The organism is Streptomyces sp. NPDC050418 (assembly GCF_044458745.1).
Lineage (GTDB): Bacteria > Actinomycetota > Actinomycetes > Streptomycetales > Streptomycetaceae > Streptomyces.
Window position 1 is genome coordinate 66,716 of record NZ_JBITIG010000008.1, and the last position, 11,833, is coordinate 78,548.

Sequence of the window (11,833 nt, forward strand, 5' to 3'; positions counted from 1 at the left end):
ACTCCTCACCCGTTGTGGTTACTTGACCGCTCCCGCCATGACGCCCGAGACGAACTGGCGCTGGAACGCGAAGAACACGGCCAAGGGGATGATCATCGACAGGAACGCGCCGGTCGCGAACGTGTCGATGTTCTGGCTGAACGCCCTCGACTGACGGGCCAAGGCGGCCGTGAGCGGTTGCGACTCCGTATTGGAGAAGGTCAGCGCCACGAGCAGGTCGTTCCACACCCACAGGAACTGGAAGATGCCGAGCGAGGCGAGCGCGGGCCCGGCCAGCGGCATCACCACGGTGAAGAACAGCCGGACCTCGCCCGCGCCGTCGAGCCGCGCCGCCTCCATGAGCTCGCGGGGGATCTCCGCGAAGAAGTTCCGCAGCAGGAACACCGCGAACGGCAGCCCGAAGCCGACATGGAAGAGGATCACGCCGAAGGTCTTGCCGAACAGGCCGATGTCACCGAACACCCGCGCCAGCGGGATCAGCGCGATCTGCACGGGGACGACGAGCAGCGCCACCACGGAGACGAACCACCAGTCGCGGCCCTTGAAGTCCATCCAGGCGAACGCGTACCCGGCCATCGCGCCGATCACCACGACGAGGACCGTCGAGGTCACCGTGATGTAGACGGAGTTGAGCAGGGCGTCGGTGATGACCTCCTTGCCGAGCAGGGTCTCGTACGACTTCGTGGTCAGCTCGGACGGCGCGGTGAGCGCCTTCCACCAGCCGGACTCGGCCATGTCCTCGGGGGCGCGGAACGAGGAGACGAGCAGCCCGGCCGTGGGCGTGAGCCACAGCAGGGCCATCACGACCAGGAACACGCGCAGGGCGCCGCCCGCCGTGCGTCCCGCGATCCGGGAGCCGAGCGAGCGCGGCGGCGGGCCCGCGGACCCGGTGGCGGCGGCCGGGGGAGCCGCCGCGGCGGTTGCGTCGGTCACCGTCGTCCCTCCTTGCGCAGCCGGCGGATGTTGATGATCATCACCGGCAGGACGAGCACCAGCAGGATGATCGAGATCGCACTGCCCAGACCGTGGTCGCCGCGCGGGCCGAAGGCGACCGTGTACAGCTCCAGGGCCAGGACGTTCGCGTCGTCCTGCACCGGTTCGGGCGCGATGATATAGATCAGGTCGAAGATCTTCATCACGTTGATCATCAGCGTGATCAGGACGACGACGAGCACGGGCGCGAGCAGCGGCACCGTGATCCGCCGGAACACCTGCCACTCGTTCGCCCCGTCGACCCGCGCCGCCTCCATGAGATTGCGGTCCACGCTCGCGAGCCCGGCCGCGATGAGCACCATCGCGAAGCCCGCCCACATCCAGGCGTACGCCCCGATGATCGACCACGTCGCCAGGTTCGGGCCCAGCCAGTCGATGCCGTTGTACGGCGCCTCGAAGTTCGAGGCGGGCAGTCTCAGTTGGGCGCCGTCCGCCTCCTTGGGCAAGGTGAACGTGCCGTCGGCGGCAGCCGTCGCCGACGCGACCACCTCACCGTCCTTGACCGCCTCCACCTTCACGCCCGGCAGGGCGCGCTCCCCGCCGTCGACAGCGCCCTTCTCACCGCCGCCGCCCAGCTGGAAGTCCAGCCAGACCGTGCCGCTGACGCCCTCGCCCGGCGCGGTCGCCGCCTTCGCCGGGCCCGGGTCGCCGGGCACCTTGTTCGGCGGGATGCCGACCAGCGGCAGCATCGCCACCTCGCCCGCGGACACCGTGCCCTTCGTGGTGTACGGGCCCTTCGCGCGCGGCCCTGTCATGTCGGACCAGTTGGCGGCGCTCGCCTTCGGATAGCCGGTCGACTCGGCGAAGGTGTCGTGCACGCCCACGACCACCGCGTTGGCCACGCCCTGGTCGGGGTCGGCCTCGTACACCATCCGGAAGATGATGCCCGCGGCCAGCATCGAGATCGCCATGGGCATGAAGATGATCAGCTTGAACGCCGTCTGCCAGCGCACGCGTTCGGTGAGCACGGCGAAGATCAGGCCGAGACCGGTGACGAGCGCCGGGGCCACGGCCACCCAGATCGCGGTGTTCTTGAGCGCCGTGAAGGTGGCGTCGTTGGAGAACACGTCGCCGTAGTTGCCGAGTCCGACGAAGGACGAGCCCTCCTCGTCGAACAGGCTGCGCCACAGCGAGTACCCGATGGGGTAGACCACGAGCGCGCCGAGCAGCACCACGGCCGGCAGCAGGAACAGCGCCACCAGCCAGGGGTTGGAGCCCAGCACGCCCTTGCGCGGTTGCACGGGGGGCGCGGGCGGTGTGCCCGCGCCCCCCGTGCTCACTGCCGGGGTCGACATCGCCGCCCGTCAGCCCTTGTACGCCTTGGCCGCCGCGCTCTCCAGCTGGGCCTGGATCCCCGCCACGTCATCGGGGTTCTTCAGGAAGTCCTGCAGCGCCTTCCACTCGCCCTGGCCCTTCGTACCGCCGAACGCGGCGGGCGCCTGGTCGGACATGTCGAAGCGGAAGTCGTCACCGGCCGCGAGCAGCGCCTTCGCGATGTCGCGGGTGATGGCGTCCTTGTACTTGGCCGCGTCCACCGACTTGTTGGGGGAGATGACACCGCCCTGGCCCACCCAGATCTCGGCCGCGTCCTTCGAGGCGAGCCAGGTGATCATGGCCTGCGAGGCCTTGTCGTCCTTGAGGACGACCGCCACGTCGCCGCCGCTGACCACCGGGGAGTCGGCGCCGACCGCCGGGAAGGGGAAGACCTTGGCGTCGGTACCGAGCTTCGCCTTCGTGTCGGCGTTGATGTTCGCCGCGACGAAGTCGCCCTCGTAGACCATCGCCGCCGGGGTGTCACCGGTGAAGGTCTGAGTGACGGACTTGGGGAACTCGGTGCGCAGCGCCCCGTCCGCACCGCCCGCGATCAGATCGTCCTTGCCCCACAGCTCGGCGAGGGTCTCCAGGGCCTGCTCGACCGAGGGATCCGTCCACTTGATCTCGTGCTTCGCCAACTGGTCGTACTTCTCCGGACCGGCCTGCGAGAGATAGATGTTCTCGAACCAGTCGGTGAGGGTCCAGCCGTCCTGGCCGCCGATGGAGACGGCGGGCGAGCCCGCGTCGGACAGGGTCTGGGCGGTCTCCAGGAAGCCCTTCCAGTCCTTCGGCGGGTCGGTGAGCCCGGCGGCCTCGAAGGCGGCGGTGTTGTACCAGACAAGGGACTTGTTCGCGGCCTTCGCATAGACGCCGTACTGCTTGTCCTTGTACGCGCCGAGGTCCTTCCAGCCCGCGCTGAAGTTCTTGTCCAACTCGGCCTGTGCCTCCGCGCCGAGCGGTACCACCCAGCCCTTGTCCACGAACTGGTGCAGCACACCGACCTGCGGCAGGAAGCCGACGTTCGGCGGGTTCTTGCCCTCGATCTTCGTGCCGAGCACGGTGGCGGTGTTGTCGCCCGTCGACAGGAAGTTCACCTTGGCGCCGGTGCGTTTCTCGAACTCGGCGAGGACCTTGCGGAAGTTCTCCTCCTCGGGCCCGGTCCAGGGGCCCGAGACCTCAAGGGTCTGCCCGTCCAGCTTGGGGAGCTGGACGGACGCCGTGTCCGTCCCGGTCTCCTTGCCGCCGCCGGGCTTGTCGCCGTCGCCGCCGTCGTCGCCGCAGCCGCTGAGCGTCAGCGCGCCGACGGCGGCCAGCGCGATAACGGCCCTCTGTGTCCGAAGAGTTGTGCGCATCACTGCCCCGTCTCTTCCGTTGTCTCCCGTGCGGTCTGGTCTACGCCCGGGGGATGGACGCGGCAAGAGCGCCTGCGGTGTCAAGCGGGGGATCGTGATGGGGTCGTGACGGGATGTCCGTACATACGGGGGCGTGGGCCGGGCAGCTCGTGCCGCCCGGCCGGCGCTTCACAGCAGCGAAGGCACCTCGCGTGCCGCGACCGAACGTGCCGCGCGCTCCAGGGCGCTGGCGAGCAAAGCCAAGTCCGTTGGCCCGTTGCCCAGTTCGCGGACCGGGCGACGGTCCGGCGGGTCGCCCATGCGCTCCCACTCCAGCGGGACCGCCGTCGGCCGCAAAGTGGCCGTCCGCGGAATCCGGCCCGTGACGCGCCCCGCCTGGAACGGCACGACCTGCCCGTCCGCGGGCAGCAGCCGCCCCCGCCCGGGCGCCGGATCCTCCGGTGCGGCCGAGGGCGCGGCGAGCACGATCCGCACCGAGGCGCCGCGTGCCGCGGGGGAGTCCGCGGTGCGCTCGGGGCGGCCGGTCGCGGCGACGAGATGCACCCCGAGCCGCTCCCCTTCGCGCACGACAGCTTCGAGCGCGCGGACCACCGAGCCCGCCGACGGGCGGCCGGGGGCGCCGAGCGCCGGGGCGATCAGGGCGTCGATGTCGTCGACAAGGACCACGAGGCGCGGGAGCGCGGTCTCCTGTGTGAGGACGGTGTCCTCCCGTGAACCGCGGCCGCCCGTACGCAACTTGAGCGTGGCGCTCGGCGGCGCGTCGAGATCGCCCGGTCCGTCCGCGGACCCGGCCCCCTCCCCGCGTACGCCCGAGCGCTGCGCGACCATCCGCCCGGCGACCGCCCGTGCCGTGTGCCACTGGGCGAAGCCGTCCCGCCCGAGCAGCTCGCTGCGGCGCTTCAGCTCGGCGGTCAGGGACTGGGCGAACTCCCGCATCCGGACGGGATCGTTGGCCGCGAGGTGCGTGGTGACATGCGGCAGGTCGAGGGCGGGCCGCAGCCCGTCCCCGCGGTCCGAGCCCGCCCCGTCCACGAGGACGAGACCGAGGCGGTCGGGGCGCTCGGCCGAGGCGAGCGAGGCGGCGACGGCGCGCAGCAGCTCGGTGCGGCCGCTGCCCGCCGGGCCCTCCACGAGGACGTGCGGACCCTGCGCGACGAGATCCGCGCACACCGGGCCGCGCGGTCCGGCGCCCAGGACCGTCCAGGCACGTCCGCCCGGTGAGTCGTGATCGTCGGCGGCCGCAGCCCAGCGGGCGAGCAGCGAGGCGGGGGTGGCCCGCGCGAGCCCCAGCTCGTCCAGGAGGCGGGCCGCCTGCGGCAGCGGCGAGGCGAGCCGGGCCGCCTGCGGGCCGGTCTCCGCCGTGCGCAGCGGCGCGAGCGCCCGCGCGAAGCGCTCCGCCCAGGCCACGGACACCGCGTCCACCGAGGCGACCGTGCCCTGCCCGGCGAGCTGCCCCCGCACCGTACGCACCAGGCGCAGCGCCGTGGCCACATCACCGCTGAGCAGCGCGACAGCTCCGCAGGAACGGAAGGCGGGCACGGCGGTGCACGCCGTCTCGTACGTGATCGCGACCGGCGAGGACGGGGACGCCGACGGGGTCTCGGCGAGACACAGCACATGGACGCCGGCCCGCGGGCCCTCCTCGGCCAGCCGCACCGTCGCCGCGCGCAGCGCCGCCGAGCCCGGATCGCCGTCCACCACGAGCAGGGTGCGCGGACCGGCCGCGCGCCCGGGATCGTCGGCCTCGTCGTCGATACGCCGCAGCAGCTCGTCCGTCCGTGCGGCCGCCTGCTCGCGGTCGTACGCCATGAGCAGCCGGCAGTCCTCACCGCGCGCCGGACGCAGATGCGGCAGCCAGCCCAGCCAGGACCACTCCGCGACGCGCTCCTCGACCGTGCGCGCACGGTCGGTGCTGAGCAGCACGATCTCCAGCTCGCCCGGCGCGTGCAGCGCCGCGAGCTGGGCGAGCACCGCGCGGGCCAGGCCCGCGAGCCGGGTCCGCGGACCGGCGAGACCGAGCCCGCCCGCCTCGCGAAGGCCGACCGTGACCGGGACGGCGGGCAGCAGCGTGCCCTCGTCGCTCAGCGGCCGGTCGACCGTGCCGAGCCGGACCGCGAGCGCCTCCGGGTGGGCCCGCCCGCGCTCCCACAGGCGCGGGCCCGGGCCGAGCGCGGTGAGCAGCAGGGCCGCCAGGTCCGGCCACGTGTCGGGGACGGGGGTGCGCTCGGCGGGCGGCTCGACGGCCACCGGCTCCGCGGCCCGCGGTGCTTCGTCCTCGCGCCCGCCCGCGAGCCGCCGGGCCCACGCGCCGATCCCGCGGCGGCGCAGCTGGCGCGGGACCGTGGTGCCGCGGGCCGGGGTGCCGAGCCGCCCGTGCTCCCGCGGCTCCTCGCCGCCGCCCGGCTCCGAGGGGTCGAACTCGGCCTGCCCGTACGCGTGATGGGTGTCCCCGGCGGGCGGGACCGCGGCGGGGGAGGCCTGCGCGGGCACGCGCGCCTGCGCCTGCCCGCTCTGCGGGCGGACCTGCGCGGCCTGGGCGCGGGCCTCGTCCTGTCCGAACGCCGCCTCTTCCCGTACGGAGTGGGGCCCTCCTTCCCGTACGGAGTGGCTCTCTCCTTCTCGTACGAGACCGGGGGACCGGCCTCCGGGACCGAGCGCCTGGCCGGTGGGACCGGTGGCGTGGCCCGTGGGCCCGGCCGCCGGGCCCGGCGCGGCCTCCGGGGACGTCACCCGAAGGTGGCCCTCCCCGTCCGGTGCCGTGGGCAGCGGGCCCGGGTCGGCGGTCGTCGAGAGCCGCAGCGTGGACTCGCCGATGCGCAGCAGCGCGCCGGGGGTGAGCCGCAGCGGGCGGTCGCCGACCGGGGTGCCGTCGAGCCGCGTGCCGTTCGTGGAGCCGAGATCGGCGACCGAGACCCGGCCGTCCCCGGCGAGCGTGACCGCGCAGTGCAGCCGGGAGACATCCGGGTCGTCCAGGGGCACATCCGCATCCGCGGAGCGGCCGATGGTGATCCGGCCGCCGTGCAGCAGATGGATACCGCCCGCATCCGGGCCCGCGACCACATGCAGCCGGGCCTCCGCGCCCTGCGCGGTCGGGGCGGGCTCACCGGGCATGTGCAGCGAGAGCACGGCCCCGTCGACCAGCGGCGGCTCACCGAGCACGCACGACTTGGCATCGAGCCGCTCCGGGCCCGCATACAGCACGACGGGCCCCTCACCCGCGCCCGCCGCCGCGGCGAGACCGGACGCGACCGCCGCGAGCGCACTGCCCGAGGGCGCCGTGACCAGCACATCAATGGCGCGCGCCACCGACTGCGACGTGCGGCCGCCGTGCGGCGCGAGGACGGTCAGCCGGATCTGCATCGCCGTCAGCGGTCCCTTCTGCGCGGGTGCATGCTCGGGTGCATCCTCGCACCTGCCACTGACAACACGCCCGGCACCCACCCGTAAGTGATCTTGATTGATCGAGTTTTCCGCCTTTGGCGCCCAAATCGCCCTCGTCGATACCGAATTGGGACGCACGGCGGGGGCCGATCGGAGCGCCGAGCAGGCAAGGTGCGGGGAAGCCCGGCAACCAACCTCCCGCGGCCTGCGTCTTCCCCCGGAACAGGGCGTACGGGGGCGTGCGGGAACGCGTGGCCGAGCGCACACCAGTGCCCCGTTCGGCCGCACTAGAGTGGACCGGAATGCATGGGACAGGATCGACGATCGACAGGGAGCGCATGACGTGCGGCCGGTAGGCAGCAAGTACCTGCTCGAGGAGCCGCTCGGGCGCGGAGCCACGGGCACCGTCTGGCGAGCCCGCCAGCGCGAGACCGCGGGCGCGGAGGCGGCGGTCCAGGGCCACCCCGGCGAGACCGTCGCGATCAAGGTCCTCAAGGAAGAGCTGGCCAACGACGCGGACGTCGTGATGCGCTTCCTGCGCGAGCGCTCCGTGCTCCTGCGCCTGACGCACCCCAACATCGTGCGCACCCGCGACCTCGTCGTCGAGGGCGACCTCCTCGCCCTGGTCATGGACCTCATCGACGGTCCCGACCTGCACCGCTACATCCGGGACAACGGCCCGATGACCCCGGTCGCCGCTTCCCTCCTGACGGCCCAGATCGCCGACGCGCTCGCCGCCTCGCACGCCGACGGCGTGGTGCACCGCGACCTGAAGCCGGCGAACGTGCTGCTCAAGGACGACGAGTCCGGCATGACGCCGATGCTCACGGACTTCGGCATCGCCCGCCTCGCGGACTCCCCGGGCCTGACCCGTACCCATGAATTCGTCGGCACGCCGGCGTATGTCGCCCCCGAGTCCGCCGAGGGTCGCCCGCAGACCTCCGCGGTCGACATCTACGGCGCCGGAATCCTGCTGTACGAGCTGGTCACGGGCCGTCCGCCGTTCTCCGGCGGCAGCGCGCTCGAAGTGCTCCACCGCCACCTCGCCGAGGAGCCGCGCCGCCCGAGCACCGTGCCCGAGCCGCTGTGGACGGTCATAGAGCGCTGTCTGCGCAAGCAGCCCGAGGAGCGGCCGAGCGCCGAGAGCCTGGGCCGTGGGCTGCGCGTCGTCGCCGACGGCATCGGGATCCACGCGAACTCCGCGCAGATCGCCGCGGCCGAGGGCGTCGCCGCGCTGCTCGCCCCGGACCCCGCGCCCGCGGCCGTCCCGGCGGCGCCCGGTGCCGCGGACCCCACGCAGGTGCTGCCGCAGGGCGCAGGATCGTACGACCCGAACGCGGCCACCAATGTGATGCCGCACACGGGCCCCTCCGACGCGGACCCCACCTCGGTGCTGCCGAACCGCGGCGCCGCGGACGCGACCTCCGTCATGCCGCCGGTCCCGCCGGGCGCCCCCGCGGGCGGCAACCCCGACGACCCGCACCCGTGGCAGAACCAGCTGCGCGCGGCCCGCGACCGCAACGAGCAGACGCAGGTCCAGTACCTCGACCCCAACCAGGACCCGCTGCGGCGCCGCCCGCAGCGCCAGGTCCAGCGCGGGCAGCAGCAGCGCCAGGCGCCCCAGCAGCAGGGGTACGGATATCCGCAGCACCAGCCGCAGCAGCACCAGCCGCAGCGGTACGCACCCGCGCCGCAGCCCCAGCAGCAGCCGCAGCGGTACGCGCCTCCGTCGCCGCCCCCGCAGCAGCCCCAGGCGCCGCGTCAGCCCCGGCAGCGTGGCGCGAACCCGATGCGGATCCCCGGGCTCGGCTGCCTCAAGGGCTGTCTGTTCACCGTCCTGATCCTCGTGGTGGGCGCCTGGCTGATCTGGGAGCTGAGCCCGCTGCAGGAGTGGATCGGGCAGGGCCGCTCGTTCTGGAACCAGATCTCGCACATGTACGACACCGTCTCCAAGTGGATCGGGGACCTGGGCGAGGCCACGGACCAGGGTCCGGGGGGAGCGTCCGGGCAGTAGCCGGTACGGATCAGGGAAGTCGGGCTCCTCTTGCGAGGGGCCCGGCTTTTTTGTGCTCCGGCCGTTCCAAGAGGAACGCGATGCCGTGGATTTATCGACATCCGGCGAGTGATTTCCCCCGCGGAAGTGAAGGTTGGCGCCGAAGCCGCGTAGCTTTGTCGGCAACTGGAGCCCGTAGGAGCAGTCTTGGCACGGAAAATCGGCAGCCGCTACACCGCCCACCAGATCCTGGGGCGCGGTTCCGCCGGCACGGTCTGGCTCGGCGAAGGCCCCGAAGGGCCGGTCGCGATCAAAATGCTGCGCGAGGACCTCGCCGCCGACCAGGAGCTCGTCGGCCGTTTCGTCCAGGAGCGCACCGCGCTGCTCAGCCTCGACCACCCGAGCGTGGTCGGCGTCCGCGATCTCGTCGTGGACGGCAACGACCTGGCGCTCGTCATGGACCTCGTCCGCGGCACCGACCTGCGCACCCGGCTCGACCGCGAGCGCCGCCTCGCGCCCGAGGCGGCCGTCGCGATCGTCGCGGACGTGGCGGACGGGCTCGCCGCCGCGCACGCGGCCGGGATCGTGCACCGGGACGTCAAGCCGGAGAACGTCCTGCTCGACATGCAGGGACCGCTCGGCCCCGGCGGTTCGCACCCGGCGCTGCTCACGGACTTCGGCGTCGCGAAGCTGGTCGACTCCCCGCGCCGCACCCGCGCGACCAAGGTCATCGGCACCCCCGACTATCTGGCGCCCGAGATCATCGAGGGCCTCCCGCCGCGCGCCGCCGTCGACATCTACGCGCTCGCGACCGTCCTGTACGAACTCCTCGCCGGCTTCACCCCCTTCGGCGGCGGGCACCCCGGCGCGGTCCTGCGGCGCCACGTCACCGAGACCGTCGTCCCGCTGCCCGGGATCCCGGACGAACTGTGGCAGCTGATCGTCCAGTGCCTCGCCAAGGCCCCGGCCTCCCGGCTGCGCGCCTCGGAACTGGCCGACCGGCTGCGGGAACAGCTGCCGCTCCTTTCGGGCATGCCGCCGCTCGATGTGGACGAGCCCGAGCCGGAGCACGCCGAGGAGCCCGAGACCGCCTTCCCGGCCGGTGAGCCCGAGGCCCCGCGCCGTGGTGCGGTCCCGCTCGTGCCGGGCTCGACGCCCGACTCCAACCGCGACACCCACACGTCGATGCGCGTCCCCGGCCCCGACGAGCTCGCGGGCGGCGCCCGCGGCACGGCCCGCGCCCCACGTGCCTCGGGCGCCCCGCGCCCGGGCTCGGCCCGGCACCGCGCGGCCGCGGCCCGCCGCCGGCGCCTGATCCTGGCGACGTCGGCGGTCGTCCTGACGGCGGCGCTGGGAGTGGGCGGCTGGCTGGCGGTCTCCGGCGACGAGGAACCCCCCTCGGACGGCAATCCCTCGGTCTCGGCCACACCGTGACGCCCGCCCTCCCCGCGCCGTGACGCCCGCCCGCCGACAGCGGTCCGCGGAGCCGGGGCGAGGGGGCCCACCACCCCCGGTACCCTGTTGAGGTGGCAGTCGTCGATATTTCCGAAGAGCTCAAGTCCCTCAACGCGACCATGGGGTCGATCGAGGCCGTCCTGGACCTCGACAAGCTGAGGGCCGACATCGCCGATCTCGAGGAGCAGGCCGCGGCCCCGTCCCTGTGGGACGACCCGGACGCCGCTCAGAAGATCACCAGCAAGCTCTCGCACCTGCAGGCCGACGTCCGCAAGGCGGAGGCCCTCCGAGGCCGCATCGACGACCTCGCCGTGCTCTTCGAGATGGCCGCGGAGGAGGACGACGCGGACACCCTCGCGGAGGCGGAGTCAGAGCTGACCGACGTCAAGAAGGCGCTGGACGAGATGGAAGTCCGCACCCTCCTCTCCGGTGAGTACGACGCCCGAGAGGCGCTCGTGAACATCCGTGCCGAGGCCGGCGGTGTCGACGCCGCCGACTTCGCCGAGCAGCTGCAGCGCATGTACCTGCGCTGGGCCGAGCGGCACGGCTACAAGACCGAGGTGTACGAGACCTCGTACGCCGAAGAGGCCGGCATCAAGTCGACCACCTTCGTCGTCCAGGCCCCCTACGCCTACGGCACCCTCTCCGTCGAGCAGGGCACGCACCGCCTCGTGCGCATCTCGCCCTTCGACAACCAGGGCCGCCGCCAGACCTCCTTCGCGGGCGTCGAGGTGCTGCCCGTCGTGGAGTCCAGCGACCACGTCGAGATCGACGAGTCCGAGCTGCGCGTGGACGTGTACCGCGCCTCCGGCCCCGGCGGTCAGGGCGTCAACACCACCGACTCGGCGGTGCGCATCACGCACATCCCGACCGGCATCGTCGTCTCCTGCCAGAACGAGCGCTCGCAGATCCAGAACAAGGCCAGCGCGATGAACGTGCTCCAGGCCAAGCTTCTGGAGCGCCAGCGGCAGGAGGAGCGCGCCAAGATGGACGCGCTCAAGGACTCCGGTTCGTCCTGGGGCAACCAGATGCGGTCGTACGTCCTGCACCCGTACCAGATGGTCAAGGACCTCCGTACGGAGTTCGAGGTCGGCAACCCGCAGGCGGTGCTCGACGGCGAGATCGACGGCTTCGTCGAGGCGGGCATCCGCTGGCGCAAGCAGCAGGAGTCCCAGGGGTAGGGGTTGGGCGGGTTGTCGGCTCCCCGTAGCCGTGGGGGCTTTTGCGGCTTGCGCTGTGGGGGTTTGATTTCGGCTGCGGGCCGGTGGTCGTTTTTGCGCAGTTCCCCGCGCCCCTTGAGGGGTTGGTTTTCGGCTGCGGGTCGGTGGCCGGTTCTCGCGCAGTT

General features: G+C 72.9%; 7 protein-coding genes. 3 read left to right on the forward strand and 4 right to left on the reverse strand.

The genetic code is table 11. From position 1 onward, the window contains the following. Positions 1-18 precede the first annotated feature (18 nt). The 4 genes from ACIBI4_RS20445 to ACIBI4_RS20460 all read right to left on the reverse strand — a co-directional run bounded on the left by ACIBI4_RS20445 (position 19) and on the right by ACIBI4_RS20460 (position 7,019). On the reverse strand, positions 19-933 hold the full coding sequence (locus ACIBI4_RS20445) for a carbohydrate ABC transporter permease (protein WP_399205357.1): 915 nt from the start codon (positions 931-933) through the stop codon (positions 19-21). Continuing rightward, the gene (locus tag ACIBI4_RS20450) at positions 930-2,288 is read right to left on the reverse strand and encodes a carbohydrate ABC transporter permease (RefSeq protein WP_399205358.1); all 1,359 of its coding nucleotides are present in this window, start codon (positions 2,286-2,288) and stop codon (positions 930-932) included. Before ACIBI4_RS20450 ends, ACIBI4_RS20445 begins: the two co-directional genes overlap by 4 nt. 9 nt (positions 2,289-2,297) lie before the next feature. After that, a complete protein-coding gene (locus ACIBI4_RS20455; RefSeq protein WP_399205359.1) occupies positions 2,298-3,659 on the reverse strand; it encodes an ABC transporter substrate-binding protein in 1,362 nt (453 codons plus the stop codon). A 168-nt stretch (positions 3,660-3,827) separates the two neighbouring features. Beyond that, entirely contained in the window at positions 3,828-7,019 is a 3,192-nt protein-coding gene (locus tag ACIBI4_RS20460) for an FtsK/SpoIIIE domain-containing protein (RefSeq protein WP_399205360.1), read from the reverse strand. A 364-nt stretch (positions 7,020-7,383) separates the two neighbouring features. Between ACIBI4_RS20460 and ACIBI4_RS20465 the strand changes: the two genes are divergently transcribed. From ACIBI4_RS20465 to prfB, 3 genes are all read left to right on the forward strand, one after another. Then, positions 7,384-9,054: a serine/threonine-protein kinase gene (locus tag ACIBI4_RS20465; RefSeq protein ID WP_399205361.1), complete on the forward strand. Its 1,671-nt coding sequence runs from the start codon at positions 7,384-7,386 to the stop codon at positions 9,052-9,054. 186 nt (positions 9,055-9,240) lie between these two features. Continuing rightward, a complete protein-coding gene (locus ACIBI4_RS20470; RefSeq protein ID WP_399205362.1) occupies positions 9,241-10,467 on the forward strand; it encodes a serine/threonine-protein kinase in 1,227 nt (408 codons plus the stop codon). A 92-nt stretch (positions 10,468-10,559) separates the two neighbouring features. Then, the gene (gene prfB, locus ACIBI4_RS20475) at positions 10,560-11,669 is read left to right on the forward strand and encodes a peptide chain release factor 2 (protein WP_399205363.1); all 1,110 of its coding nucleotides are present in this window, start codon (positions 10,560-10,562) and stop codon (positions 11,667-11,669) included. Positions 11,670-11,833: the final 164 nt, after the last annotated feature.